The sequence below is a fragment of the Bradyrhizobium sp. LTSP857 genome, from assembly GCF_000938285.1.
In the GTDB taxonomy this organism is placed as follows: domain Bacteria; phylum Pseudomonadota; class Alphaproteobacteria; order Rhizobiales; family Xanthobacteraceae; genus Bradyrhizobium.
On sequence record NZ_JYMS01000050.1, the window covers coordinates 112,645 to 138,486 of the forward strand.

The 25,842-nt window shown below is 63.9% G+C and carries 24 protein-coding genes and 1 pseudogene; 21 read left to right on the forward strand and 4 right to left on the reverse strand.

Translation table 11 applies throughout. The annotated features are described in order from the left end of the window. Positions 1-29 precede the first annotated feature (29 nt). Genes UP06_RS38595 through UP06_RS38610 form a run of 4 tightly spaced genes read left to right on the forward strand, consistent with a single transcriptional unit; the run spans position 30 to position 6,562 of the window. On the forward strand, positions 30-1,580 hold the full coding sequence (locus UP06_RS38595; protein WP_045008955.1) for a wax ester/triacylglycerol synthase family O-acyltransferase: 1,551 nt from the start codon (positions 30-32) through the stop codon (positions 1,578-1,580). A gap of 10 nt (positions 1,581-1,590) precedes the next feature. Then, positions 1,591-2,586, forward strand: a complete 996-nt coding sequence (locus UP06_RS38600; protein WP_045009076.1) for an alpha/beta fold hydrolase — start codon at positions 1,591-1,593, stop codon at positions 2,584-2,586. 34 nt (positions 2,587-2,620) lie between these two features. Further along, entirely contained in the window at positions 2,621-5,857 is a 3,237-nt protein-coding gene (locus UP06_RS38605) for a bifunctional cytochrome P450/NADPH--P450 reductase (RefSeq protein ID WP_045008956.1), read from the forward strand. A 30-nt stretch (positions 5,858-5,887) separates the two neighbouring features. Continuing rightward, the gene (locus UP06_RS38610) at positions 5,888-6,562 is read left to right on the forward strand and encodes a spermidine synthase (protein ID WP_045008957.1); all 675 of its coding nucleotides are present in this window, start codon (positions 5,888-5,890) and stop codon (positions 6,560-6,562) included. A 151-nt stretch (positions 6,563-6,713) separates the two neighbouring features. Here the strand turns inward: UP06_RS38610 and UP06_RS38615 are convergent, their stop codons facing one another. Together UP06_RS38615 and UP06_RS38620 are read right to left on the reverse strand one after the other, a co-directional pair. After that, complete coding sequence (locus tag UP06_RS38615) at positions 6,714-7,178, reverse strand: nuclear transport factor 2 family protein (protein ID WP_045008958.1); 465 nt, start codon at positions 7,176-7,178, stop codon at positions 6,714-6,716. Positions 7,179-7,302: 124 nt separating this feature from the next. Continuing rightward, positions 7,303-8,223, reverse strand: coding sequence for an alpha/beta fold hydrolase (locus UP06_RS38620; RefSeq protein ID WP_045008959.1), 921 nt, complete (start codon positions 8,221-8,223; stop codon positions 7,303-7,305). Positions 8,224-8,374: 151 nt separating this feature from the next. Between UP06_RS38620 and UP06_RS38625 the strand changes: the two genes are divergently transcribed. From UP06_RS38625 to UP06_RS38700, 16 genes are all read left to right on the forward strand, one after another. Continuing rightward, the gene (locus UP06_RS38625) at positions 8,375-8,755 is read left to right on the forward strand and encodes a hypothetical protein (RefSeq protein WP_045008960.1); all 381 of its coding nucleotides are present in this window, start codon (positions 8,375-8,377) and stop codon (positions 8,753-8,755) included. After that, a complete protein-coding gene (locus UP06_RS38630) occupies positions 8,752-9,834 on the forward strand; it encodes an alpha/beta fold hydrolase (protein WP_045008961.1) in 1,083 nt (360 codons plus the stop codon). Before UP06_RS38625 ends, UP06_RS38630 begins: the two co-directional genes overlap by 4 nt. Beyond that, positions 9,831-10,424, forward strand: a complete 594-nt coding sequence (locus tag UP06_RS38635) for a GNAT family N-acetyltransferase (RefSeq protein ID WP_045008962.1) — start codon at positions 9,831-9,833, stop codon at positions 10,422-10,424. Before UP06_RS38630 ends, UP06_RS38635 begins: the two co-directional genes overlap by 4 nt. 192 nt (positions 10,425-10,616) lie before the next feature. After that, the gene (locus tag UP06_RS38640) at positions 10,617-11,072 is read left to right on the forward strand and encodes a phasin (RefSeq protein ID WP_045008963.1); all 456 of its coding nucleotides are present in this window, start codon (positions 10,617-10,619) and stop codon (positions 11,070-11,072) included. A 164-nt stretch (positions 11,073-11,236) separates the two neighbouring features. After that, positions 11,237-12,523 (forward strand): DUF445 domain-containing protein, encoded by a 1,287-nt coding sequence (locus tag UP06_RS38645; RefSeq protein ID WP_045008964.1) that lies wholly within the window; start codon positions 11,237-11,239, stop codon positions 12,521-12,523. A gap of 188 nt (positions 12,524-12,711) precedes the next feature. Further along, positions 12,712-13,482: an esterase/lipase family protein gene (locus UP06_RS38650; protein WP_045008965.1), complete on the forward strand. Its 771-nt coding sequence runs from the start codon at positions 12,712-12,714 to the stop codon at positions 13,480-13,482. 107 nt (positions 13,483-13,589) lie between these two features. Further along, complete coding sequence (gene paaX, locus UP06_RS38655) at positions 13,590-14,456, forward strand: phenylacetic acid degradation operon negative regulatory protein PaaX (protein WP_045009077.1); 867 nt, start codon at positions 13,590-13,592, stop codon at positions 14,454-14,456. Between the two features lie 76 nt (positions 14,457-14,532). Next, a complete protein-coding gene (gene paaA, locus UP06_RS38660; RefSeq protein ID WP_045008966.1) occupies positions 14,533-15,525 on the forward strand; it encodes a 1,2-phenylacetyl-CoA epoxidase subunit PaaA in 993 nt (330 codons plus the stop codon). Between the two features lie 10 nt (positions 15,526-15,535). After that, positions 15,536-15,823, forward strand: coding sequence for a 1,2-phenylacetyl-CoA epoxidase subunit PaaB (gene paaB / locus UP06_RS38665; protein WP_045008967.1), 288 nt, complete (start codon positions 15,536-15,538; stop codon positions 15,821-15,823). Then, on the forward strand, positions 15,823-16,599 hold the full coding sequence (gene paaC / locus UP06_RS38670; RefSeq protein ID WP_045008968.1) for a 1,2-phenylacetyl-CoA epoxidase subunit PaaC: 777 nt from the start codon (positions 15,823-15,825) through the stop codon (positions 16,597-16,599). Before paaB ends, paaC begins: the two co-directional genes overlap by 1 nt. Continuing rightward, positions 16,593-17,096 (forward strand): 1,2-phenylacetyl-CoA epoxidase subunit PaaD, encoded by a 504-nt coding sequence (paaD, locus tag UP06_RS38675; RefSeq protein WP_045008969.1) that lies wholly within the window; start codon positions 16,593-16,595, stop codon positions 17,094-17,096. The genes paaC and paaD overlap by 7 nt, the downstream gene beginning before the upstream one ends. A gap of 2 nt (positions 17,097-17,098) precedes the next feature. Next, entirely contained in the window at positions 17,099-18,181 is a 1,083-nt protein-coding gene (paaE, locus tag UP06_RS38680; RefSeq protein ID WP_045008970.1) for a 1,2-phenylacetyl-CoA epoxidase subunit PaaE, read from the forward strand. A gap of 55 nt (positions 18,182-18,236) precedes the next feature. Beyond that, positions 18,237-18,686: a hydroxyphenylacetyl-CoA thioesterase PaaI gene (gene paaI / locus UP06_RS38685; protein WP_045008971.1), complete on the forward strand. Its 450-nt coding sequence runs from the start codon at positions 18,237-18,239 to the stop codon at positions 18,684-18,686. Positions 18,687-18,718: 32 nt separating this feature from the next. After that, positions 18,719-20,050, forward strand: a complete 1,332-nt coding sequence (gene paaK, locus UP06_RS38690) for a phenylacetate--CoA ligase PaaK (protein ID WP_045008972.1) — start codon at positions 18,719-18,721, stop codon at positions 20,048-20,050. Positions 20,051-20,101: 51 nt separating this feature from the next. Then, entirely contained in the window at positions 20,102-21,106 is a 1,005-nt protein-coding gene (locus UP06_RS38695) for a quinone oxidoreductase family protein (protein ID WP_045008973.1), read from the forward strand. Position 21,107: 1 nt separating this feature from the next. Then, a complete protein-coding gene (locus tag UP06_RS38700; protein WP_045008974.1) occupies positions 21,108-22,166 on the forward strand; it encodes a YeeE/YedE family protein in 1,059 nt (352 codons plus the stop codon). On the opposite strand, the gene UP06_RS38705 is transcribed toward UP06_RS38700, so the two are convergent. Further along, positions 22,145-23,059, reverse strand: coding sequence for a DMT family transporter (locus UP06_RS38705; protein WP_045008975.1), 915 nt, complete (start codon positions 23,057-23,059; stop codon positions 22,145-22,147). The genes UP06_RS38700 and UP06_RS38705 overlap by 22 nt on opposite strands. A 104-nt stretch (positions 23,060-23,163) precedes the next feature. Between UP06_RS38705 and pdxR the strand changes: the two are divergent. Continuing rightward, a pseudogene (pdxR, locus tag UP06_RS38710) lies at positions 23,164-24,590 on the forward strand (MocR-like pyridoxine biosynthesis transcription factor PdxR). Positions 24,591-24,600: 10 nt separating this feature from the next. Here pdxR and UP06_RS38715 read toward each other — a convergent pair. Then, on the reverse strand, positions 24,601-25,824 hold the full coding sequence (locus UP06_RS38715; protein WP_045008976.1) for a bifunctional alpha/beta hydrolase/OsmC family protein: 1,224 nt from the start codon (positions 25,822-25,824) through the stop codon (positions 24,601-24,603). Positions 25,825-25,842: the final 18 nt, after the last annotated feature.

A 25,842-nucleotide genomic window follows, 5' to 3' on the forward strand; every position in this document is an offset into this window, starting at 1 on the left:
GGCGCCCGTCAAATATTCGGGAGGGAACTATGGCTGACGGTAAGAAGCTGTCGTCGCTGGACGCATCATTTCTCTATCTGGAAACGCCGGAAATGCCGATGCATGTCGGGAGCATGGCGATCTTCCGCCTGCCCGACGACTACAAGGGTGACTTCTTCGAAGACTTCAAGGCGATGATCGTCTCGCGCCTGCATATCGCGCCGATCCTCAAAGCACGCCTGGAGAAAGCGCCGCTCGACATCGACCATCCCTCCTGGGTCGAAGACGACCAATTCGACATTGACCGCCACATCTTCCGCGCCAGCCTGCCGGCACCGCGCGACCGCGCTACGCTCGAGCGCATCGTCGGCTGGATGCACGCCAAGCTTCTGAACCGCGCCCGCCCGCTCTGGGAGTTCTACGTGTTCGAAGGCATGAAGGACAACGAGGTCGGTCTCTATTCCAAGATGCACCATGCCGCCATTGACGGCGGCGCCGGTGCTGCCTTGACCAACATGATCTACGACATCTCGCCGGTCCCGCGGAAGGTCGATCCGCCGACGGGCGGCGTGAAGCCCGGACAGGAGCCGCGCGATATCGCCGCGACCCTGCTCGATTCCTATCAGCAGCTTTTTACCCAGCCGCTCGATGCGTCGGCCGCCGCCAAGAACCTGCAACTGCCGCGAACCGGCAAGAGCGACATCGGCTCGATTCTGTTCGACAATGCGATGTACCAGATCGAGAGCGCGGTCCGCTTTGCCGGCAATATCCCGACGATGGTCAAAAGCGTCTCCGACGTGCTCGGCAAGATTTCCGATCCGAAGTCGCGCGAGAGCCTCGCCAGCATGATGTCGCCGCCGACCATGCTCAACAAGTCGATTTCCTCGGAGCGCAGCTTTGCCGGCGTGTCGATCTCGCTGTCGCGATCCAAGGCGCTGGCCAAGCAGGCCGGCGGCAAGCTCAACGACGTGGTGCTGGCGCTCGCCTCCGGTGTGGTCCGGCGCTATCTCAAGCAATACAGTACGCTGCCGGCAAAATCGCTGACCGCTGCCGTGCCGATCTCGCTGCGCGAGGAGGGCAACACCGAGGCCAACAACCAGGTGTTCGGGATGATCTGCTCGATCGCGACCAACATCGAGGACCCCAAGGCGCGGCTCGAAGCCATCATCGCGCAATCGACCAAGTCCAAGGAGATGTCGCATCCGCTGCGGGCGCTGATGCCGCAGGTTTCCAACATCTCGATGCTGGGCACGCCGATCATCGTCCAGATCCTGGCGCTGCTCTACAGCCGCTCCGACCTGTCGGACGTGCTGCCGCCGGCTGCGAACATCACGGTGTCGAACGTGCCGGGGCCGCGGCAGACGCTCTACGCCGCCGGCGCCGAGCTGCTGCACATCTTCCCGGTGTCGATCGCGACGCATGGGCAGGCGCTCAATATCACCGTGCAGAGCTATCGCGACCAGCTCGATTTCGGCTTCATCGTCGGTGCCAACGTCATTCCGCATGTGCAGGTGATGTGCGACATGCTGCCGGCGGAGTTTGCCGCGTTGGAGGCGGCCTATACGCCACCGGCGGCCGACATCAAGGGCGCCGCCGAGTAGGAATTTTATGATGATTGAAATGCCGCCGCTCAAGTTCGCGCAGACGAACGGAATCCGCATGGGCTATTACGAGGCGGGCCCGGTCACCGACAAGCCGCCGATCGTGCTGTGTCACGGCTGGCCCGAACTGGCCTTCTCCTGGCGCTACCAGATCAAGGCTCTGAGCGAAGCCGGCATCCGCGTGATCGCGCCGGACCAGCGCGGCTATGGCGCGACCGACCGGCCCGAGCCGGTCGAGGCCTATGACATGGAACATTTGACCGGCGATCTCGTCGGTCTGCTCGATCATCTCGGGATCGACAAGGCGATCTTCGTCGGCCACGACTGGGGCGGATTCGTCGTCTGGCAGATGCCGCTGCGCCATCCCACGCGCGTTGCCGGCGTGGTCGGGGTCAACACACCGCATTGGGACCGCGCGCCGATGGATCCGATCGCGCTGTTCCGCCAGCGCTTCGGCGACCAGATGTACATCGTCCAGTTTCAGGATCCCGCGCGCGAACCCGACAGAATTTTTGGAAGCCGCGTCGAGCAGACCTTCGATGCGTTCATGCGCAAGCCGCTCGCCCGACCGGAGGCGAAGCCCACTGAGCCGCCGGTTGCTGGCGTCGGCGCGTCGTCGAAGACGAACCTGGCTTTTCCACAGATGGTCGCCGCCTATGATGCAAGACACGATCCGCGCACACCGATCCTGTCGGCCGACGAGAAGAAGGTCTTTGTCGATGCCTTTACGACAACCGGCTTCACCGGCGGCATCAACTGGTATCGCAACTTCACCCGCAACTGGGAACGGTCGGAGGGGCTGGACCACCACATCCACGTGCCGTCGCTGATGATCATGGCCGAGAACGACGCGGTGCTGCCGCCGTCGGCGGCCGACGGCATGGAGAAGCTCATAGCCGATCTGGAGAAGTACCTGGTGAAGGACAGCGGCCATTGGACGCAGCAGGAGAAGCCGGAAGACGTCAGCGCCAGGCTGATCGAATGGCGTAGAAGGCGGTTTGGCTAGCGTTGACGACCAAGGCAGGGGGAAGCGCTTTTAAATGTCATCCAAGAACCGACTGGACCCGATTCCGCAGCCGCCGACCAAGCCGGTGGTCGGCAATATGCTGTCGCTGGATTCGGCGGCTCCTGTTCAGCACCTGACCCGGCTGGCCAAGGAGCTCGGCCCGATCTTCTGGCTCGACATGATGGGCTCGCCGATCGTTGTCGTCTCCGGCCACGATCTCGTTGACGAGCTCTCCGATGAGAAGCGTTTCGACAAGGCCGTGCGCGGCGCGTTGCGGCGCGTGCGCGCGGTTGGCGGCGATGGCCTGTTCACGGCCGACACCCGCGAGCCGAACTGGAGCAAGGCGCACAACATCCTGCTCCAGCCCTTCGGCAACCGCGCCATGCAATCCTACCACCCGAGCATGGTCGACATCGCCGAGCAGCTCGTCAAGAAATGGGATCGCCTCAACGCCGACGACGAGATCGACGTCGTCCACGATATGACGGCGCTGACGCTCGACACGATCGGCCTGTGCGGCTTCGACTATCGCTTCAACTCGTTCTACCGCCGCGACTACCATCCTTTTGTCGAGTCGCTGGTGCGCTCGCTCGAAACCATCATGATGACCCGCGGCCTGCCGTTCGAGCAGCTCTGGATGCAGAAGCGGCGCAAGACGATGGGCGAAGACGTCGACTTCATGAACAGGATGGTCGATGAGATCATCGCCGAGCGCCGCAAGGGCGTGGAGGCCGTCGACGACAAGAAGGACATGCTGGCCGCGATGATGACCGGCGTCGATCGCTCGACCGGCGAGCAGCTCGACGACGTCAACATCCGCTACCAGATCAACACCTTCCTGATTGCGGGCCACGAGACCACCAGCGGCCTGTTGTCCACCACGCTCTATGCGCTGCTCAAGCACCCGGATATCTTGAAAAAGGCCTATGACGAGGTCGACCGTGTGTTCGGCCCCGACGTCGATGTCAGGCCGACTTATCAGCAGGTGACGCAGCTCGCCTACATCACGCAGATCCTGAAAGAGGCGCTGCGGCTGTGGCCGCCGGCGCCGGCCTACGGTATCTCGCCGCTCAAGGACGAGACCCTCGGCGGCGGCAAGTACAAGCTCAGGAAGGGCACCTTCATCACGATCCTGGTGACGGCGCTGCATCGCGACCCCAGCGTCTGGGGACCGAACCCGGACGCCTTCGATCCCGAGAACTTCAGCAAGGAAGCCGAGGCCAAGCGGCCGGTCAACGCCTGGAAGCCGTTTGGCAATGGCCAGCGCGCCTGTATCGGCCGCGGCTTCGCCATGCACGAGGCGGCGCTCGCGCTCGGCATGATCCTTCAGCGCTTCAGGCTGATCGACCATCAGCGCTACCAGATGCATCTGAAGGAGACGCTGACGATGAAGCCGGAAGGCTTCAGGATCAAGGTTCGTCCGCGCGCCGATCGCGAACGGGGTGCCTATGGCGGGCCTGCGGTGGCGGCAACGACTGCCGTCACCACCGCGCCGCGCGCCACCACGCGGCCCGGACACAACACCCCGCTGCTCGTGCTCTACGGTTCCAATCTCGGCACGGCGGAAGAGCTGGCAACCCGCGTTGCAGATCTTGCGGAAGTGAATGGCTTTGCCACCAAGCTCGCGCCGCTCGATGACTATGCCGGCAAGCTGCCGGAAGAGGGCGGCGTGCTGATCTTCTGCGCCTCCTACAATGGTGCGCCGCCGGACAACGCCACAGAATTCGTCAAATGGCTCCACGGCGACGTGTCGAAGGATGCGCTGTCGAAAGTGCGCTATGCCGTGTTCGGATGCGGCAATAGCGACTGGGCCGCGACCTATCAGTCCGTGCCGCGCTTCGTCGACGAGCAGCTTGCGGCCCGCGGCGCGCGCAGCCTCTATGCGCGCGGCGAGGGCGATGCGCGGAGCGATCTCGACGGCCAGTTCGAGAAATGGTTCGCGGCCGCCGCCCCTGCGGCCATGAAGGAGTGGGGCCTCACCTCGGACTTCAGCCGCAGCACCGACGACCAGCCGCTCTACAAGGTCGAGCCGGTGGCGCCGGGCGCGGTCAATGCGATCGCGGCGCTCGGTGGCGCCGTCGCGATGAAGGTGCTCGTCAACGACGAGCTTCAGACCAAGAGCGGGCCAAATCCATCCGAGCGCTCCACACGGCACATCGAGGTGCAGTTGCCGCAAGGCGCGAGCTACCGCGTCGGCGACCATCTCAGCGTGGTGCCGCGCAACGATCCGGCGCTGGTCGACGCCGTCGCGCGCCGCTTCGGCTTCCTGCCGGCCGACCAGATCAGATTGCAGGTCGCCGAGGGGCGTCGCGCGCAACTGCCGGTCGGCGACAGCGTCTCGGTCGGCCAGTTGCTGACCGATTTCGTCGAGCTTCAGCAGGTCACGACGCGAAAGCAGATCCAGATCATGGCGGAGCATACGCGCTGCCCGGTGACCAAGCCGAAGCTGCTGGCCTTCGTCGGTGACGATGCCGAGGCAGGGGAGCGCTACCGCGCCGAGATCCTGACCAAGCGCAAGTCGGTATTCGATCTGCTGTCCGAATATCCGGCGTGCGAGCTGCCGTTCCACGTCTATCTGGAAATGCTCTCGCTGCTCGCGCCGCGCTATTACTCGATTTCGTCTTCGCCGTCGGTGGACCTCGGGCGTTGCAGCGTCACCGTCGGCGTGGTTGGCGGGCCGGCCGCATCCGGTCGTGGCCTCTACAAAGGCATCTGTTCCAACTATCTCAGCGATCGCCGTGCGGGCGATACGGTCTACGCCACCGTGCGTGAGACCAAGGCCGGCTTCCGCCTGCCGGACGATTCATCCGTGCCGATCGTCATGATCGGACCCGGCACCGGGCTCGCGCCATTCCGCGGCTTCCTTCAGGAGCGCGCCGCGCGCAAGGCGAAGGGTGCGACGCTTGGCCCGGCGACGCTGTTCTTCGGCTGCCGCCATCCCGACCAGGACTATCTCTATGCGGAAGAGTTGAAGGCGTTGGCCGCCAGCGGCATCACCGAACTCTTCACCGCGTTCTCGCGCGCGGATGGACCGAAGACCTATGTGCAGCACCTCCTGGCCGCGCAGAAGGACAAGGTCTGGCCGCTGATCGAGCTGGGTGCCATCATTTATGTCTGCGGTGACGGCGGCAAGATGGAGCCCGACGTGAAGGCCGCGCTGGTCGCGATCTATCGCGAGAAGAGCGGCAGCGATGCCGCCGCCGGCGCGCGGTGGATCGAGGAGATGGGCGTGAAGAACCGCTATGTTCTCGACGTCTGGGCGGGCGGGTGACCGCCGGCCCAATCGTGCTAAAGCTCTCGGATGATTCCCTGGGAAAAGATCGACACCGCCAAAATCCCCGGCTCCGACGAGGAGCTCCGTCTGATGCGGCGCGGCAAGGAGTTCTCCATCAAGCTCGGCACCAACGAGCTGATGAACAACCGCCTGTCGGGTTCGGAAGCCGCGCTCGCAACGCTCGCGGCGAAGCAGATCGAGAAGGTCAAGAAGCCGGTCGTCCTCATCGGCGGGTTGGGCATGGGCTTCACGCTGCGTGCGGCGCTGGCCGTGCTCGGAGACAAGGCGGAGATCGTTGTGGCGGAACTGGTCCCGGCCGTGGTGGCGTGGGCACGAGGTCCGATGGCTGAAATTTTCGGCGACAGTCTCAATGACCCCCGAGTCGAGATCCGCGAGATGGATGTCGCGCAGTTGATCGAGAGACATCCGCTCAGGTTTGATGCCATCCTGCTTGATGTCGATAATGGTCCGGAAGGACTTACCCGCAAGGCCAACGACGCCTTGTACGATGCTGCGGGCTTAAGGATAGCTCACACTGCGCTGCGGCGAGGCGGCGTGCTCGCGGTCTGGTCGTCCGGGCCGCATCCGAAATTCTCACGACATCTTCGTACCGCGGGCTTCGAGGTCAACGAAGTCAATATCCGCGCCACCGGAAGAGGCGGTGGCGCGCGCCATGTGATCTGGATGGCGAGGAAGAGTTAGGCTTCGTTTCTGCGCTGCGCTCCACGGGACCGGACTTGTAGGGTGGGCAAAGCGAAGCGTGCCCACCCTTTTCATCATCGTTGCGGATGGATGGTGGGCACGGCGCGCGAAGAGCGCGCCTTTGCCCACCCTACGCGCCTGCGCCTCCGAGCTAGAACATCGTGTTGTTGTTCGCCGGATTGTCGGTGATCGGCTGGACCACGTCCCAGTGCTCGACGATCTTGCCGTTCTCCAGCTTGAAGATGTCGACGATCGCACTGCCTTTTGTACCGGCTTCGCGAACCGCGTGAACGTGGAGAATGACATAGTCGCCGTCCACGAAAGAGCGCGTGATCTCGCTGTGCGCGTTCGGAAATTTTTCACGGAGAAAGCCGATGAATTTGCGAAAGCCGTCGGGACCATCGGGCGCGTTCGGGTTGTGCTGGACATAGCGGTCGCCGACATAGGCGAGCGCTGCGTCGGCATCCTTCTGATTGAGGCCCTTTTCGTAGAAGGCAAGCACGGTCTTGCGATTGGCCTCCTCCTGCGCGTCGCCGGCACTGGCACTGACGTGAGCGGAGAGCACAAAAAGAACCGAGGCGGCGATCATCGCGCCCGACCGGAAGATGAGATGCATGGAAACTCCGAGAGGCCGTGGCCTTTTGTGATTGCGGAGCGCTGATATAGCCTCTGCGCCCGACGGCCGTAAGATGGTATCGGGCAGCTCACATGGTCAACGCGAGGAAACCAGTCGCCTCGCGCTATGCCGCCTTTGCCGCCGCGCCATGCGCATGCTTGTCGATGGCGCCGATGATCTGCGGCCAGAACCGCGCCGGCAGTGCGTGGCCCATGCCGTCGATCATCAAGAGCTTTGCGCCCGGGATCGAGGCGGCCGTGTCCTTACCGCCTTCGGGCGGTACCAGTGGATCGACGGTGCCGTGGATCACGAGTGACGGTGTCTTGACGGCGTGCAGCCGTTCCTTGCGGCTGCCGGACGCGAGCACAGCGCGCATCTGGCGGCCGACGCCGGCCGGATTGAGGCCGCGCGCAAATGTGCGTTCGGCCCGGCCGGGATCGAGTGCTTCCTCTTCGGGGAAAGAGCCGGCGCGCAGCACCGTCCAGTTTCGGCAGAAGCGTGCGATGTACTCTTCCTTGCTGCGCGGCGGCGGCGCCATGAGCACCGCGACCGCTTCTCGGCTCGGCGGCGGCAGGCGGGGATTGCCCGTTGTCGACATGATCGAGGTCAGCGAACGCACGCGCTGTGGAAACGACAGGGTTACTTCCTGCGCGATCATGCCGCCCATGGACGCGCCGACGAGGTGTGCGGACTTGATGCCGAGCGCGTCCATCAGGCTGACCGTGTCTTTCGCCATGTCGATCAGCTTGTAGGTCGCAGCGACCGGGATCTTCAGAAACCGCAGCTTCAACAGCTCGAGCGGCGTCAGGCGCTTGCCGCCGGTCAGATGGCTGGACTTGCCGATGTCGCGATTGTCGAAACGGATCACGCGAAAGCCGCGCGCCGCGAGTTGCTCGCAGAACCCATCGTCCCAGTGGATCATCTGCGCCGCGAGCCCCATGATCAGCAGCAGTGGCTCGGCATTGTCGTTGCCGAAGATTTCGTAGCAGATGTCGATGCCGTTGGCGCGGACAGTCTGAGGCGGCTGATGGGCGGAGGTGTTCACGGGCGCGTTCCCTCGAATTCTTTGATCTGCTGTATCGCACGGTTTTGTTCCGCGAAGAAGCCGCCTGCGCGACACCGGTTGACCGGCACCTCGCAACGGTGTGGTATGGCGGAAAAGAAGGGCACAAGCCCTCCACATTGGGAGGACGCTGATGACCGACAAGATCACCGATCCGGTCGCCTTGTGGCAGAAGATGGTTGGCGAAATGGAGAAGGGCTTCAACTCCTTTGCCACCAAAGCCATGGAGACGCCCGAATTCTCGCAGGCCGTGAACCGCGCCGGTGGCGTTGCTGCGGGTGCTCAGAAGCAGTTCGGCGATCTCATGGAGAAATACCTGCTCTCCATGAACCTGCCGAGCCGCGAGCAGATGACCGGCATCGCCGAGCGGCTGCAAGCGATGGAAGGCCAGATCGGCGAGATCAAGTCGATGCTGAGCCAGATGTCGGCCAACTCGGGCGGTGCGCAGATCGGTGCCGCGCCGCGGCCGCCGCGCACAAAACGTCCGCCCTCCGAAGGCGGAGAGCAAAAATGAACGCGCCGACGGGACTTGATTTCGCGGCCATCCCGGAGCGCATCCAGTCGGAGGTGCAGCGCGCCATCCAGCGCAGCATCAAGGGCGTCGAATATTTCTCGACCTCCGGTCCGACGCTCGGCTCGACGCCGAAGGACGTGCTGCACTCGCGCGGCACGATGAGCCTCTATCACTACCGGCCGATGTCCGACGAGATCTATCGCGTGCCGGTCCTGGTCGTGATGGCGACCACCAACCGCGGCTATATCCTCGATCTCGTGCCCGGCCAGAGCTTCATCGAGTTCCTGCTCAAGCGCGGCTACGACGTCTATATGCTCGACTGGAGCGCGCCGCGGCCGGAGGAGAAGAGCCTGCGGATGGAGGACTATGTCCTCGACTTCATCCCCGATTGCGTCCGTCGCGTGCAGCAGGATTCCGGCGAGCAGGACGTCTCCGTCATCGGCTATTGCTTCGGCGGCGTGCTGTCGCTGCTCTATGGCTCGATCTTCCCGGATGGTCCGATGAAGAATTTGATCTGCTTCACCACGCCGGTCGATTTCCGCGAGATGAAGCTGTTCTCCAACTTCTCGGACCGGCGCTATTTCGACGTCGACCGTCTGGTCGACAGCGTCGGCAACGTGCCGCCGGAAATGATCCTGTCGTCCTTCGAGATGCTGCGCCCGGCCTCGCGCACGGTGAGCCAGATCCAGCTCTGGGAGAACATCTGGAACGACGAGTTCGTGAAGTCGTACCGGATGTTCGACCGCTGGGCGACCGACACGCTGCCGCTGGCCGGCGAGTATTTCCGCACCATCACCAAGGATCTGATGTGGGACAACAAGCTCTACAACGACACCATGTCGGTCGGCGGCCGTGCGGCGAAGCTCGAGAACATCAAGGTGCCATTCCTGCACGCGGTCGCCGAGCACGATCACATCGTGCCCTATGAGGCCGCAAAGCATCTGATCACGAAGATCGGGTCTGTCGACAAGGAAGAGGTGATGCTCAAGGGCGGTCACGTCTCGCTGGTCGCCGGTGCCAACGCGGTGAAGCGGCTGTGGCCGAAACTGGATTCCTGGCTGGGGACAAGATCGACATGAGTGAACAGCGTGCCTATCCGCGTCACGTCAAGACCGAAGCCGGCGACATTGATATCCGCCTGATGTCGCCTGCCGACGAAGCCGCGGTGCTGGTCTTCGGCAAGGGCCTGCCGACCCATGACCTGTTGTTCCTGCCGCGCAACATCAGCGAGCCAAAGGTGCTCTCCGCCTGGGTCAAGGAGATCGAGCGCGGCGCGATCACGAGCCTGCTCGCGGTGAGGGATAGCAAGGTGGTCGGCTGCGGCACGCTGGTGCGCGATCCGCATTCCTGGTCGCCCCATGTCGGCGAGATCCGGATGGTGGTCTCGCCCGACGTCCGGGGGAAGGGGGTAGGGAAGGCACTGTCGCAGGAGACCTTTGCGCTCGCACTGGGGGCGGGCCTCGAGAAGCTCTCCGTGCAGATGACAGTCGATCAGCAGGCGGCGATCGCCCTGTTCGAGAGCCTTGGCTTCAAGGCTGAGGCGCTGCTGCGGGATCATGTCCGGGACGTCGGCGGCAAGACCCACGACATCGTCGTGCTCGGCCACAACATCGCGCAGGTCCAGGCCCAGATGGAGGCCTACGGGCTGCCAGGCGCCGTCCAGCATTGAAGGCCCTCCGGGAACTTTAATGGCTAGGGAGGCGCCATATTGCCTTCCATTAGAGCTATTCACGGTTTCGTGATATCGCAGTGCAATATGAATATTGCATCGCACAATTAACTATGCCATATAAGTCGTGCCCCGGGCCAAACAGGACGGGGTGAGCCCATAGCTCAACCCAATGAGGATGGAGAGACCCCAATGACCACCGAAACCAACACCGCTTTCGAAGGCTTCAAGGACGCGTTCAAGAACATCCAGAACCTGGAAGTTCCCGAGGCTGCTCGCGAGTTCGTCAAGAAGTCCGCCAGCACCGCCAAGGACCGCGCTGCCGAGGCTTTCGCCGGCTCCGAGCGGGTGACCGCCGCCGTCGAGAGCGCGGTGACCGAATCCGTCGCCGAGGCCGGCAAGATCAGCCGCAACATCCAGCAGGCGATCTATGAGGACGCCGAGGCATTCTTCTCGAGCATCGACAAGCTCGCGTCCGCCAAGTCGTTCAGCGAAGCCGTCGAGATCCAGTCCGGCCTGCTCCGCGCCCGCGGCGAAGCCTTCGTCTCGCGCGCCAAGGCGACCACCGACTATCTCGGCAAGCTCGCCGCCAATGGTGCGAAGTCCGCTCAGGACAACTTTGCCAAGGTCTACACCAAGACCGCCTGATCCGGCGCTTGAGTTGAAAAACTGAATTTTAAGGCCCGCTTCGGCGGGCCTTGTTTTTTGCGCTGCCGTCATTGCGAGCGAAGCGAAGCAATCCAGGGTCTTTCCGCGGAGGCAGTCTGGATTGCTTCGCTTCGCTCGCAATGACGGAGTATTGTGATGCAGTCATGACTCCACCCGCCAGCTTCTCCTTCGACACTCCAGGTGACGCCGAACGCGCGGCTGAGTTGCGCCGCGTGAAAGCGCTGGCGACGCTGGTGCTGGCTTCGACGCTCGCACTGTTTGTCGTCGCGAAGTTGCTGCTGAACATGCACCCCGTGTTCGGCTTCATCGCCGCCTTCGCGGAAGCCGCGACCATCGGCGGGCTCGCGGATTGGTATGCCGTGGTCGCGCTGTTCAAGCGGCCGCTCGGCCTGCCGATCCCGCATACCGCGATCATCCAGAGCAACCAGGCCCGCATCGCCGACAAGCTTGGTGAATTCATCCAGGTGCATTTCCTCGAGGCAGGTCCTGTCGAGGCCAAGCTGAATGAGATCGATTTCGGCTCCTTCGTCGCCGACTGGCTGCGCGACCGCAAGCGCAGCGATGATCTCGCGCGCTTTGCGCTGCGCTTATTGCCTGAGGCGTTCTCGGCGACGGAAAACTCCGGCCTGATGACTTTCATCATCCGCCGCATGTCCTCGCAGCTCCAGGCGATCGATCTTGCGCCGCTCGCCGCCGGCACGCTGCGCGGTTTCGTGGCCGAGGGGCGGCACCAGATCCTGTTCGATGATCTCCTCCGCGTGATGCACGAGACGCTGAATCAGAAGGAAACCATGGCGATGATCCGCGAGAAGGTGCGCGCGGAATTGCCGACCCTTCTCAGGCTCTACCGCGCCGACAAGTTCCTGGTGAACAAGATCGTGGCGTCTGCCACTGCCTTCTTCGATGAAGTGCGCGGCGATCCAAAACATCCGTTCCGCGGTGAGTTCGACCGCATGCTGCTGACCTTCGTCGACCGGCTCGGCTCCGACCAGGCTTACATCGATCGCATCGACGGGCTGAAACGCGATCTCCTGGCGCGGCCCGAGCTTGCCGATCTCGCCCGCACTGTCTGGGCCAACGCGCGGTCCTTTATCGAGCGCAGCGCAAGCGGCGAGACGCAGGTGTTGCAGCATCATCTTGCCGGCATGTGCGTGGCCGCAGGCGAGGCCCTCGCCGGCGATGCCGAACTGCGCGGCGAGATCAACAAGGGTCTCGTGACGGTGCTGCGCAGCTTCGTCGCCGACCAGAAGAGCGGCGTTTCCACCTTCATCTCCGACCAGGTGAAATCGTGGAATATGACGCAGCTGATTTCGCTGATCGAAATCAACATCGGCCGCGACCTGCAATACATCCGCTTCAACGGCTCGCTGATCGGCGGTCTCGCCGGTCTCGCGCTTTACTCCGTAGAATTCCTGCTTCGTTTGTTGTGACTTTTGCGTCACGGCCGTTAGCATTAATGCCTGGGCCTATTGTGGCCCGGTGCTCCACCGGCTTGAATATCGGGAACCGGCCGCCTAACTGATTCATGTTGCGCTGCGGAACGTTCAAGAAGCCGGCGTATTGGAATTCATGCCCATTTGCCGGCATCGCGCCCGGCACCTTCTCAGGGGAAACATTGATGACCGCTACTGCTCAGACGCTGCGTCCGCCGTCCCGTACCCTGATGTTTCTGGAGGGGCGCGCGATCCATGAGCTCGGTGCATTCCTCGGCGCCCTGCCGCTCTTGAGCCTCGCGCCGCGCGGCGATGGACACCCGGTGCTGGTGCTGCCGGGCCTGGTGGCATCCGACGCGTCCACGCGGCCGCTGCGCGCGTTTCTCACGTCCAAGGGCTATGCGGTGAGCGGCTGGCGCCAGGGCCGCAACTACGGCCTGCGTCAAGGCGTGCAGCATGCGATGGTCGATCTGGTCCGAGAGCTCAACGACACCCATGGCCGCAAGATCAGCCTCGTCGGCTGGAGCCTCGGTGGCCTCTATGCCCGCCAGCTCGCCAAGATGATGCCGGAGCGCGTCCGTCAGGTGATTACGCTTGGCAGCCCCTTTGCGGGCGATCCCCATTCGACCAATGCCTGGCGTGTCTATGAATGGGCGAGCGGGCGGAAGTCCGACGAGGTCGATCCGCAGTTCGGCGGCGAACTCGCCGTTCCACCGCCGGTCCCGACCACGGCGATCTTCAGCCGCACCGACGGCGTCTGCGCCTGGCAGGGCTGCATGGAGAAGACCGGCGCCGAGACCGAGAGCATCGAGGTCGAGAGCAGTCATTGCGGCATGGGGCATCACCCCGCCGCGGTCTATGCGGTGGCCGACCGCCTCGCCCAGAAGGAAGGCGTGTGGCAGCCTTTCGATCGCAGCGGCTGGCGCAGCCTGGTCTATCCCGATCCGCACAGGTGATTTCTTCTCCCTCTCTCCGTAAGGACGGGGCGAGGGAGATACAGCGTCGCGGCAGGCGTCGCTCCCGTCCATTGTCCCGCCCGATCAAATCGCGCTATGCCTCGCGCATGGCGCATCCGCTCTCTCGCATCATCGACCAGCTCAAGCGCGAGCCTTCGCGCACCGGCTCCATCGTCATCACCGTGTTCGGCGACGCTATCGTGCCGCGCGGCGGTTCGGTGTGGCTCGGCACGCTGCTGGAATTCTTTGAAGGCCTCGCCATCGACAGCGGCGTGGTGCGCACGGTGATGTCGCGGCTTGCGGCCGACGGCTGGCTGACGCGCGAAAAGGTCGGCCGCAACAGCTTTTATCGCCTTGCCGAAAAGGGCCGCCAGACGTTCGAGGCCGCAACGCGCCACATTTACGACCCTCCACAGTCCGACTGGACCGGCCGCTTCGAGTTGCTCTTGATCAGCAATGGCGAGGGTCGCGACGCTTCGCGCGAAGCGCTGCGCAACGCCGGCTTCGGCAGTCCGTTGCCAGGCGTGTGGGTCGCGCCATCAGGCGTGCCGGTGCCGGAGGAAGCTGCCGGCGCCATTCGGCTCGAAGTCTCGGCCGAGGACGACAGCGGGCGCCGTTTGCTCAGCGCGAGCTGGCCGCTCGACCGCACAGCGGACGCCTATCTGAAATTCATGAAGATGTTCGAGCCGCTCCGCGCCGCGATCGGGAGGGGCACGGATTTGTCCGAAGCCGACGCCTTCACCGCACGTATCCTCCTGATCCATTACTACCGCCGCGTCGTGCTGCGCGATCCGCTGCTGCCCGAGAGCCTGCTGCCGGCGGATTGGCCGGGCAGGGCCGCCCGCGCGCTCTGCGGCGAGATCTATCGCGCGCTGCTGGCCCGGTCCGAACATTGGCTTGATAGCCATGGAACCAATGAAAAGGGGCCATTGCCGCCGGCGCTAAAGCTCCTGGAGCGGAGGTTCGGTGCCTGAATTTTATGTTACAGAAATATCTTGCAAGAATAAAATTCTGATATATATTGTCTCCCAATGAAACGGGAGGACGCGCATGTATACCCAGGCGCTCAACACGGCTGAGGCGGACGACCGCAACGTCGAGGATGCGGCGAGGGCGGCGCAATTCCAGGCGCGTATCGATGCCGAGGAGCGCATCGAGCCGAACGACTGGATGCCGGCGGCCTATCGCAAGACGCTCACCCGCCAGATCTCCCAGCACGCCCATTCCGAAATCGTCGGCATGCTGCCCGAAGGCAACTGGATCACGCGTGCGCCGAGCTTGCGACGCAAGGCAGCGCTGCTCGCCAAGGTTCAGGACGAATGCGGCCACGGGCTCTATCTCTACGCCGCCGCCGAGACGCTCGGCACCTCGCGCGAAGAGCTGGTCGACGCCATGCTCGCCGGCAAGGCCAAATACTCATCGATCTTCAACTATCCGACGCTGACCTGGGCCGACATCGGCACCATCGGCTGGCTGGTCGACGGCGCCGCGATCATGAACCAGATCCCGCTGTGCCGCTGCTCTTACGGCCCCTATGCGCGCGCGATGATCCGCGTCTGCAAGGAGGAGTCCTTCCATCAACGGCAGGGCTACGAGATCATGCTGACGCTATGCCGTGGCTCCGACGAGCAAAAGGCGATGGCGCAGGAAGCGCTGGACCGCTGGTGGTGGCCGGTACTGATGATGTTCGGTCCGCCCGATGCCGCCAGCCAGCACAGCGACGTCTCGACCAAGTGGAAGATCAAGCGCTTCTCCAATGACGAGCTGCGCCAGAAATTCGTCGATGCCACCGTGCCGCAGGCGCAGTACCTCGGCCTCACCATTCCCGATCCCGGCATGACGCAGGACGCTGACGGACACTGGCGCTACAGCGAGATCGACTGGACCGAGTTCAAGCAGGTGCTCGCCGGCAACGGCCCCTGCAATCGCGATCGTATCGCGGCGCGCCGCAAGGCGCATGACGACGGCGCTTGGGTGCGCGAGGCGGCCGCCGCCTATGCCGCGAAGCGCGCACATCGCCAGACCGCACAAGCCGCGGAATAAGGAGATCACGATGGCCACGCCGAACACGCCGCTGTGGGAAGTCTTCATTCGCAGCCGCAACGGGCTTGCGCACAAGCATGTCGGATCGCTGCATGCGAGTGACGCGACAATGGCGCTGCAAGCCGCCCGCGACATCTATACCCGTCGCGGCGAGGGCCTCTCGATCTGGGTCGTGCCGTCGACCGCGATCACCGCAAGCGATCCCTCCGAGAAGGGCATGATGTTCGAGCCGGCAGAGTCGAAGATCTACCGGCATCCGACGTTCTATGAGGTCCCCGAAGAAGTGGGGCACATGTGATGACCGTCGCCAACATCAATGTTTCCGAAACGCCGCTGGTGCTCTACGCGCTGCGCCGTGCCGACGATGCGCTGATCCTCGGCCACCGGCTGTCGGAATGGTGCGGGCACGCGCCGATGATGGAAGAGGACATGGCGCTCTCCAACGTCGCGCTCGACCTGATCGGCCAGGCGCGCGAGCTCTACACCTATGCCGCCAAGGTCGAGGGTAAGGATAACGACGAGGACAAGCTCGCTTACCTGCGCGATGTCCGGCAGTACCGCAACCTGCTGCTGGTCGAGCAGCCGAACGGCGATTTCGCCCAGACGCTGGTGCGCCAGTTCTTCTATTCCGCCTTCGCCGATCTCTATTGGCGCGCGATGATGAATTCGCGCGACACGACGCTTGCGGCCATTGCCGCGAAGTCCGAGAAGGAGACCGCGTATCACCTTCGTCATGTTTCCGAATGGATCATCCGCCTAGGTGACGGCACCGAAGAGAGCCACGCCCGCGCGCAAGCCGCGATCGATCACCTCTGGGCCTTCACCGGCGAGATGTTTGCCGTTGATGAAGGCGAGCGCGCCCTGATTCATGCCGGTATCGCTATCGATCCGGGGACCTTACGTGGTCGCTGGATGACGACGCTCTCCGATGTCGTCGGCGAAGCAACGCTGGTATTGCCACAGAGCGACTGGATGCAGCAGGGCGGCCGGACCGGCCGACACAGCGAGCATCTCGGCCATCTCCTGTCTGAGCTGCAATCGATGCAGCGGACTTTTCCAGGACAGACATGGTGACCGTGCTCGAACGCGATAGCGAGTTGCGCCAACGCGCGTGGGACGCTGCGGCCAGCGTGGTCGATCCGGAGATTCCGGTGCTGACCATTGCCGATCTCGGCGTGCTGCGTGACGTTGTTCTCGATGGTGATCGGGTCGAGGTCGCGATCACACCGACCTATTCGGGTTGCCCAGCCATGAACATGATCGCGCTCGAAATCGAGCTCGCGCTGGAGCGAGCTGGTTTCCGACTTCCCAAGGTCCGCACCGTGCTCTCGCCGGCCTGGACCACCGACTGGATGAGCGAGGAAGGCCGCCGCAAGCTGCATGCCTATGGCGTCGCGCCGCCCCAGGCCTCAAGCTCGCGTCGTGCGTTGTTCGGTGAGCAGGCGGTTGCCTGCCCGCAATGCGGTTCGAGCAATACCGAGCTACTGTCCGAATTCGGCTCGACCTCCTGCAAAGCGCTCTGGCGCTGCAAGGCCTGCCGCGAACCCTTCGATTATTTCAAGTGTCATTGACCATGTCCGCAGCCGCACCGCGCTTCCATCGCCTGGCCGTCAGCGACCTCCGCCGCGAGGCATCCGACGCGATCTCGATGACCTTCGCCATTCCGCGCGAACTCGCTGACGATTATGCTTTCAACCCCGGGCAGTATCTCACGCTCCGAACCACGCTCGACGGGGAGGAAGTGCGCCGCTCCTATTCCATCTGCTCCGGTCCTGACGATGGCGAAATCCGCATTGCCGTGAAGAAGGTCGACGGCGGCGCGTTCTCGAGCTGGGCGGCGGATGACCTGAAATCCGGCGACGAGCTCGACGTGATGACGCCGACCGGACGCTTCGGCGCGGTCCCGCCGGCCGACGCTGCGCGCATCCACGTCGGCTTTGCCGCAGGTTCCGGCATCACACCGATCCTGTCGATCGTGAAGGGCGTGCTGGCGCGCGAGCCCAACAGCCGCTTCTTCCTGTTCTACGGCAACCGTGCGACCGACAACATCATGTTCCTCGAGGCGCTCGAGGAGTTGAAGGACCGTTTCATCGACCGCCTCTCGATCTTCCACGTTATCTCGGGCGAGGAGCAGGACATCCCGATCCTGCATGGCCGTCTCGATGGCGAAAAGGTGAGGGTGCTGCTGCGCTCGCTGGTGCCGGCGGCGAGCGTCGATCATGTCTTCGTCTGCGGTCCAACGGGCATGAGCGAGGAGATCGAGGCGACCTGCCGCGACATCGGCATTGCCGAGGACCGGATTCACGTCGAACGTTTCGTCTCGGAGTTCGGTGGCAAGCCGCGGCCGAAGAAGGTCGTTGCTCCCGACGCGCCGCCAAAGGCGATTGCGTCCCTGATCATCGACGGCAAGCGCCGCGACGTGCCGGTCGCCGAGGACGAAGCGATCCTCGATGCCGCACTACGCGCCGGCGTCGATCTGCCCTTCGCCTGCAAGGGCGGCATGTGCTCGACCTGCCGCGCAAAACTGGTGGAAGGTGATGCGCCGATGGACATTAACTACTCGCTGGAGCCATGGGAGCTGAAGGCGGGCTTTGTGCTGACCTGCCAGGCCAAGCCGTCCTCCGCGCGGGTCGTGGTCGACTACGACCATGTTTGACAGTTTTGGCCATCCAGCAGAACATCATGCGTAAGCATTTGGCCGGGAGAAGCGCGTGAACATCAAAGCCGCCCTGTCGCCTGAGGATGTTGCCCGCGCCTGCGCCGACGCGATGTGGGCGGAGGACGATGCCTCCAAGGGCCTCGGCATGGAGATCGTCGAGATCGGCCCGGGCTTTGCGACGCTGGCGATGAATGTGCGGCCGGACATGGTCAACGGCCAGCGCATCGCTCATGGCGGCTTCATCTTCACGCTCGCCGATTCCGCTTTCGCCTTCGCCTGCAATTCACACAATGATCGTGTGGTGGCAGCGCAAGGTCAGATCACCTTCATCAAGCCGGGCAAGCTCGGGGATCGTCTCGTTGCAAAAGCGCGTGAGGTTACGCGCAGTGGGCGCTCCGGCATCTATGACGTGCGCGTTACCGCCGGTGACACTGTCATCGCCGAATTCCGTGGGCATTCACGCGTCATTCCCGGGACGTGGCTGCCAACGCAAGACCAATAAACAGAAGAACAAATCAATGTGGGGAAACGAGGATGGCTTTGACCAGGCTCAAGGAAGGCGGCCACACCTATAAGGCCGAGCTGGACGCGCATGAGCGCGCGTCACGCGACGAGATCATGGTGCTCCAGACCCAGCGCCTCGCTTGGTCGCTGAAGCACGCCTACGACAACGTCGCGCATTACCGCAAGGCCTTCGACAAGGCCGGCGTGCATCCGTCCGACTTTCGCGAGCTGTCGGATCTCGCGAAATTTCCGTTCACGGTGAAGACGGATTTGCGCGACAATTATCCCTTCAACATGTTCGCCGTGCCGCGCGAAAAATTGGTGCGCGTGCATGCCTCTTCGGGCACGACGGGAAAGCCGATCGTGGTCGGCTACACCCAACGCGACATCGACACCTGGTCAGAGGTGGTGGCGCGCTCGATCCGCGCCGCCGGTGGCCGCACCGGCATGATCATCCACAACGCCTATGGCTATGGCCTCTTCACCGGCGGCCTCGGCGTGCATTATGGCGCCGAGAAACTCGGCTGCACCGTGGTGCCTATCTCCGGCGGCATGACCGAGCGGCAGGTCCAGCTCATCAATGATTTCCGACCCGACATCATCACGGTGACGCCGAGCTACATGCTGGCGATCCTCGACGAGTTCAAGCGCCAGAAACTCGACCCGCGTCAATGCTCGCTCAAGGTCGGCATCTTTGGTGCCGAGCCCTGGACCAATGCGATGCGCGGCGAGATCGAGGATGCGTTCGACATGGACGCGACCGACATCTACGGCCTCTCTGAAGTGATCGGTCCCGGCGTCGCGCAGGAATGCATCGAGACCAAGGACGGCCTGCACATCTGGGAGGATCATTTCTATCCCGAAGTGATCGACCCCGAGACCGGCGCCGTGCTGCCCGATGGCGCGAAGGGCGAGCTGGTCTTCACCTCGCTGACCAAGGAAGCCTTTCCGGTGATCCGCTATCGCACCCGCGACCTGACGCGGCTGCTGCCGGGCACGGCGCGACCGGGCATGCGGCGCATGGAGAAGGTGACGGGGCGCTCCGACGACATGATTATTCTGCGCGGCGTCAATTTGTTTCCGACCCAGATCGAGGAAGTCCTGCTCGCGACCGACTGGTGCGGCGGGCACTTCGTCATGGAGCTCACCCGCGAAGGCCGCATGGACGAGCTGACCATCATCGCGGAGGCACGACCGGAGAGCTGGGATGGTCGCGGGCTCGTCGACCATGCCGACCGTATCTCGACCCATATCAAGAACACCATCGGGATCAGCTCCAATGTGCGGGTGGTTGCACCCGCCACGCTGGAGCGCTCGCTCGGCAAGGCCAAGCGGCTCTACGACAAGCGGCCGAAGGATTGACTTGACCACCCGTAGGGGCGACAAGGCCCGCGAGAAATCGTGGGTCTTTCGATGTCATCAGCCGATCCAAAAGCCGTCGAGGCGCGCTGCGTCCGCCTCAATGCCAAGGCCGAGAACGCCGCCGCGATTGCGCCGGTGGTCGAGCGTCATAAGCTCACGTGCGGTCCCGATGATCTCCTGATCGAGGTGAAGGCGGCCGCCGTCAATCCGTCCGACGTCAAGGCTGCGACCGGGCTGATGCCCTACGCCGTCTTCCCGCGCACGCCCGGCCGCGATTACGCCGGTGTGGTGATCGACGGGCCGGCCGGCACGGTCGGCCGCGAGGTGTTCGGCTCCTCCGGCGATCTCGGCATCCGCCGCGACGGCACGCACGCAACCCATCTCGTCATCGAGGTAGATGCTGTCGTCGAGAAGCCGAAGACTTTATCCTGGGAGGAGGCTGCCGGCATCGGCGTTCCCTTCGTCACGGCGATGGAAGGCTTTCGCCGCGCCGGCGTACCGAAGAGCGGAGAGACCGTTCTGGTGTTCGGCGTCAATGGCAAGGTCGGTCAGGCCGCGGTGCAGATCGCGACCTGGCAGGGCGCGCGCGTCATCGGCGTGGTGCGCAAGGCGGAGGCTTATGAAGGTCACGCCAACGCGCCCATTGAGGTGATCGATGCGTCCGTTACCGACGTCGCCACGCGCGTGCGCGAACTGACCGCCGGTAAGGGTGCTGACATCGTCTTCAACACGGTGGGCGATCCCTATTTCCAGGCCGCGCACAAGTCGCTTGCATTGCGCGGTCGTCAGATCCTGATTGCCGCGATCGATCGCATCGTGCAGTTCAACATTCTCGAATTCTACCGGGGCCAGCACACTTATGTCGGTATCGACACGCTCGGCCTGTCGTCGGCCGCGACCGGCGCGGTGCTGCGCGAACTAGGGTCCGGCTTTGCGAGTGGTCACCTGAAGCCGTTTCCGATCAAGGCGAACGCCGTCTATCCGCTGGAGCGCGCCAAGGAGGCGTATGCCGCGGTCGCCGGCTCGTCACGGGAACGTGTGATTCTGAAGCCCTAGTATGGAAGCGTCCGCCCAACTTGTCATCTTCGCCGGCCTCATTATCGGCCTCGTCTACGGCGCTGTCGGTCTGCTCAGCGGCTTCTGCCTGATGAGCAGCATGCGTGGCTTTCTCGCGAAGGGTGACAGTCGGCTGGTGCGGACCTATGCGCTGGCAATCGCCGTTGCGATTTTCGCCAGTCAATTCCTCGCCGGGAATGCCATGGTCGACCTCGGCAAGTCGATTTATCTGCAACAAACGTTTTCGACGCCGGTGCTGTTTCTCGGCGGTGTGCTGTTCGGCTACGGCATGGTGCTGTCGAACGGCTGTGGCTCGCGTGCGCTGGTCCTGCTCGGGTGCGGTAATCTGCGCTCCTTCGTCGTCGTGATCGTGCTCGCCATTGCTGCACAGATGACGCTCAAGGGTTTGATCGCACCGGCACGTATCGCGTTGGTCCAGGCCTCGCAAACCACGGTTAGCGCGAATTCGCTGCCGACCTTGCTGGCGACGCTCGGTTCCGGCGAAGCGGTCTCGCGCGCGCTGGCTTCCGCCGCGATCGTCATTGCCCTGATCCTCTTTGCATTCGCGCACCCGGCGTTCCGGCGTTCGCCGGGTCAGATCGCGGCGGGCGTTATCGTCGGTCTCCTCGTCGCCAGCGGCTGGTTCGTCACCGGCTATCTCGGCGCCGATGACTTCAATCCGGTCCCGGTAACGTCGCTCACCTTCATCGCGCCGATTGCCGACGCCCTGCAATACGCCATGCTCTCGACCGGCCTGACCCTCAACTTCGGCGTCGCAACGGTTGCCGGCGTCTTCGCTGGCAGTCTGGTCACCGCGCTCGCGACGGGCCGCTTTCATCTCGAGGGCTATTCCTCGCCGCGCCACATGCTGCGCTCAGCCGGTGGTGCCGCGCTGATGGGGATCGGCGGCGCGATGGCGTTTGGCTGCTCGATCGGGCAGGGGCTTACGGGCGTGTCGACGCTTGCGCTGGGCTCGTTCATTGCTGTCGCTGGCATTTTGATCGGCACAGCCGCAGGCCTGCGCGGCGTGCTGCGCGTTCAGCCCCTTGCGGTGGCCTGACTGCGCAGTAAGCGATCTCCCAGCGTCGCGAGGCCGATGCCGATGACGATCAGGGCCGCAGCGACAGCAAGACTCTTGTCGATGGGCTCTCCCAGCAGGATCGCAGCACTGGCAATGCCGACGAGCGGCGTCGCGGTGGTGCCGAGCGCCGTGGTCAGGGCCGAGATGCTCTTGTTGACCATCGACATCGCCCAATAGGCCAGCGCCGTCCCGATCAGCCCCGAATACAGGAATAGCAGCACGAGTCGCCACGACCATTCTGCGTGCGGCAGGCCATCTGTGACCGCTGCCGATCCAGTCAGTACGATCGTTGCCACGAGCACCTGCCAGATCAGGAGCTGGAGCGGGGACGCGATCCAGCGGTGCGCGCGGATATAGACGATGTTCGCAGCCCAGGAGATCGCGGCTAGGATGACCATGCCGGCGCCGAGCACGACGTGGGTATTGGTCCAGTCGATCGATGCCGGGTTCAGGATCACGGCAAGACCGATCAGCCCGAGCAGGGCGCCGGCGAGTTTTGGCGCAGTCAGCGTATCTTTCCCGAGCAGGGGCGCGGCGATCGCGACCCAGAGCGGCGTGGTGTAGCCGAGCACGATGGCCTTGCTCGCGGGCAGGAAGCGCACACCGGCCGCAACCAGAACCGAGAACACCGTCATGTGCAGCAGCGCCACGCTCAGGACCACAGGAATGTCGCGCCGCTCCGGGATCACCAGATTGTTGCTCAGTCCGAGGATCACGAACAACGCGGCCAGCGCGATCCAGCTCCGGATCGCCGAAGTCCACAGTGGCGAGAGGAATTGGACGAGCTGCTTCGTCACCGACCAGTTTACGCCCCAGGCGAGCACGACGATGAGAAACAGGCCGATGGCCGCGCGGGGTGACAGGGAGTTCATCTTAGAGGTCCTTGAAGCAGTCCAGCCTGGCGGATAGCATCCGGTCTGGTACCTACGAAAGTGCCAGATTGAGAAGGAATAAGGTGCCAGTTTCAGAAGAGACGATGACCGGGCTGATCGAGCTGAAGCGGGCCAGTGCGGAAGGGCTGGTAGCTCAGCTGACGAGCCAGCTCAGGGAGCTGATCGGAAGCGGCCGCATTGGCCGGGGCCGCGCGCTGCCGTCGAGCCGCCAGCTTGCGAGCGATCTCGGCGTCTCCCGCAACACCGTCACCTATGCCTTCGAGCAACTTGCCGCCGAGGGGTATCTGGCGGCGTCGCACGGGCGGCGCCCGGTCGTGACGGTCGACGGCGCCGAGCGTATCGAAGCAGCAGGCGCCGCCACATCGCGTGTGCGCTCGACGAGGCCGCGGCTCTCTCCGTGGGCGTCGAAGCTCAAGCAGACCGATTGGCCGATGTCCTATCAAGCGCCGCTAAAACCCTTGCGTCCGGGGCATGGCGATTTCAGGGAGTTTCCGGGCGAGGTTTGGCCCGCTGCCTGCGCCGCAGTGCCGTGCGTGCGGCCAAGCGCGAGCTCGGCTCGGTCAACCGGCCGCGCCTGCGCGAGGCGCTGGCGCATTATCTTGCGAGCAGCAGGGGTGTCCGTGCCACCGCGGATCAGATCATGATCCTGCCGAGTGCGCAGGCCGCGCTGACCTTGATTGCGGCTGCCGTCATCACGCCCGGCGACGACGTCTGGGTCGAGGATCCCGGCTATCCCGGCGCGGCGGCCGCCTTTCGTGCATCCGGCGCGCGCGTGACCGGCGTGAGGCTGGACGAGCAGGGTATGCAGCGGATGCCGAAAATAGCGGCGCCCACGCTGATCTTCATGACGCCGACGCATCAGCACCCGACCGGACGGTTGATGTCGCTTGCACGCCGCACTGAATTTCTTGGGCTCAGCCGGCCCGGCAAGACCTGGATCATCGAGGACGATTACGACGGCGAATTCCACTATGACAGCCGGCCGGTGCCGGCTTTGCAGGGGCTCGATGCCCATGGCCGCGTGTTCTATGTCGGCACCTTCTCGAAGGCGATGACGTCGGACATCCGGCTCGGCTATCTCGTCGTGCCGCCGGCGCTGGTCAGCACCTTGGAGATCGCGCAGCGGCACATTGGCCTGATTGCGGCCAGCCATATCCAGGAAGCGCTGGCCGAGTTCATCGTCGATGGTCATTTCCTCGCGCATGCACGGCGGATGCGGCGGCTCTATCACGCTCGTCGCGATCACCTCGTCGACTGCCTGCAACGCCATCTCGGCGATGTGCTTTCGGCCGAAGTGCCCTCAGGCGGCATCCAGCTGGTCGCGCGCTTGACGCGCGGTACGGCTGATCAGGCCGCGGTGAGACGGCTGGTCGCGGCGGGAGTCGAGACACGCGCCTTGTCGAGCTTGTCGCTCGAAAAGCCGCGCGATCATGGTCTGTTGCTCGGGTTTGCGGCCTGGCGCGAGACCGAGATCAGTGCGGCAGTGCGAACGATGGCGTCCTGTTTCTAGCGCGCTTGTGCTAGCCCACGGCTTTGGTCACGATGCGGATCTCCGAGGTCAGCGTGCGGTGCACCGGGCACTTGTCGGCGATCTCCATCAGCTTCTTGCGCTGCTCGGCGTCAAGCGCACCGTCCATCGCGATGTCACGCTCGATCTGATCGAGCATGCCCTCGCGCGTCTCGCACTCCTCGCAGTCTTTTGCGTAGATCTTGGAATGCTTCAGCGTGACCGTGATACGGTCGAGCGGCAACGACTTGCGGTCGGCATAGAGGCGCATGGTCATGGAGGTGCAGGCACCGAGACCTGCGAGCAGGAAGTCATAGGGGCCGGGGCCGGCATCCTCGCCGCCCGCCGCGATCGGCTCGTCTGCCACCAGATGATGGGAACCGACGGTGATGATCTGGTTGAACTTGCTCTTGCGGGTTTCCTGCACGACGACCTTGCGCGGCGCTTCGGACGTGCCCGCTACTCCCGCGGGTTTTGCGACTTCGACGTAGCGGCTCGCCCAAGTCGCGATCACGTCGGCGGCGTAGAGCGCGTCTGCCGGCTTGGTCAGGAGATGATCGGCGTGGTCAAGCGAGACGAAGCTCTTGGGATGCTTCGCCGACACGAAAATCTTCGTCGCATTGTCGATGCCGACGGTGTCGTCGATCGGTGAATGCATCACCAGCAACGCCTTGTGCAGGCCGGTGACGTCCTTCATCAGCTCATGCTCGACAATGTCGTCGAGGAATTCGCGCTTGATCCGGAACGGACGGCCGGCAAGTGAAACCTCGACCTCGCCTTGCGCGCGGATCGCGTCGACATGTTCCTTGAACAGTCCAGTGACGTGGGCGGGATCGGATGGTGCCGCGATGGTCGCGACCGCCTTCGCTTCCGGGATCTTCCCGGCCGCGGCGAGGATCGCCGCGCCGCCGAGGCTGTGACCGATCAGGATCGACGGTGCCTTGCGCGTTGCGCGCAAATGATCGGCCGCGTGCACGAGATCGGCGACGTTGGAGGAGAACGTCGAATTGGCAAACTCGCCTTCACTGGAGCCGAGCCCCGTGAAGTCGAAACGCAGCACTGCAATGCCTCTGGCCGCAAGCGCGACCGAGATGCGCTTGGCGGCCAGCGTATCCTTGCCGCAGGTGAAGCAATGCGCGAACAGCGCGAAAGCCGCGGGCTCGCCGTCCGGCAGCTCCAGCGCGGCCGCGAGCTGATGGCCGCCTTCGCCGGTGAATTGAAAGCGTTCCGTCGGCATGGCTCCCTCCGTTCTTGT

Coding starts and splice junctions, on each gene's coding strand:
- UP06_RS38595 (WP_045008955.1), top strand. CDS start 30: ATGGCTGACGGTAAGAAGCTGTCGTCGCTGGACGCATCATTTCTCTAT.
- UP06_RS38600 (WP_045009076.1), top strand. CDS start 1,591: ATGATTGAAATGCCGCCGCTCAAGTTCGCGCAGACGAACGGAATCCGC.
- UP06_RS38605 (WP_045008956.1), top strand. CDS start 2,621: ATGTCATCCAAGAACCGACTGGACCCGATTCCGCAGCCGCCGACCAAG.
- UP06_RS38610 (WP_045008957.1), top strand. CDS start 5,888: ATGATTCCCTGGGAAAAGATCGACACCGCCAAAATCCCCGGCTCCGAC.
- UP06_RS38615 (WP_045008958.1), bottom strand. CDS start 7,178: ATGCATCTCATCTTCCGGTCGGGCGCGATGATCGCCGCCTCGGTTCTT.
- UP06_RS38625 (WP_045008960.1), top strand. CDS start 8,375: ATGACCGACAAGATCACCGATCCGGTCGCCTTGTGGCAGAAGATGGTT.
- UP06_RS38630 (WP_045008961.1), top strand. CDS start 8,752: ATGAACGCGCCGACGGGACTTGATTTCGCGGCCATCCCGGAGCGCATC.
- UP06_RS38635 (WP_045008962.1), top strand. CDS start 9,831: ATGAGTGAACAGCGTGCCTATCCGCGTCACGTCAAGACCGAAGCCGGC.
- UP06_RS38640 (WP_045008963.1), top strand. CDS start 10,617: ATGACCACCGAAACCAACACCGCTTTCGAAGGCTTCAAGGACGCGTTC.
- UP06_RS38645 (WP_045008964.1), top strand. CDS start 11,237: ATGACTCCACCCGCCAGCTTCTCCTTCGACACTCCAGGTGACGCCGAA.
- UP06_RS38650 (WP_045008965.1), top strand. CDS start 12,712: ATGACCGCTACTGCTCAGACGCTGCGTCCGCCGTCCCGTACCCTGATG.
- paaX (WP_045009077.1), top strand. CDS start 13,590: ATGGCGCATCCGCTCTCTCGCATCATCGACCAGCTCAAGCGCGAGCCT.
- paaA (WP_045008966.1), top strand. CDS start 14,533: ATGTATACCCAGGCGCTCAACACGGCTGAGGCGGACGACCGCAACGTC.
- paaB (WP_045008967.1), top strand. CDS start 15,536: ATGGCCACGCCGAACACGCCGCTGTGGGAAGTCTTCATTCGCAGCCGC.
- paaC (WP_045008968.1), top strand. CDS start 15,823: ATGACCGTCGCCAACATCAATGTTTCCGAAACGCCGCTGGTGCTCTAC.
- paaD (WP_045008969.1), top strand. CDS start 16,593: ATGGTGACCGTGCTCGAACGCGATAGCGAGTTGCGCCAACGCGCGTGG.
- paaE (WP_045008970.1), top strand. CDS start 17,099: ATGTCCGCAGCCGCACCGCGCTTCCATCGCCTGGCCGTCAGCGACCTC.
- paaK (WP_045008972.1), top strand. CDS start 18,719: ATGGCTTTGACCAGGCTCAAGGAAGGCGGCCACACCTATAAGGCCGAG.
- UP06_RS38695 (WP_045008973.1), top strand. CDS start 20,102: ATGTCATCAGCCGATCCAAAAGCCGTCGAGGCGCGCTGCGTCCGCCTC.
- UP06_RS38700 (WP_045008974.1), top strand. CDS start 21,108: ATGGAAGCGTCCGCCCAACTTGTCATCTTCGCCGGCCTCATTATCGGC.
- UP06_RS38705 (WP_045008975.1), bottom strand. CDS start 23,059: ATGAACTCCCTGTCACCCCGCGCGGCCATCGGCCTGTTTCTCATCGTC.
- UP06_RS38715 (WP_045008976.1), bottom strand. CDS start 25,824: ATGCCGACGGAACGCTTTCAATTCACCGGCGAAGGCGGCCATCAGCTC.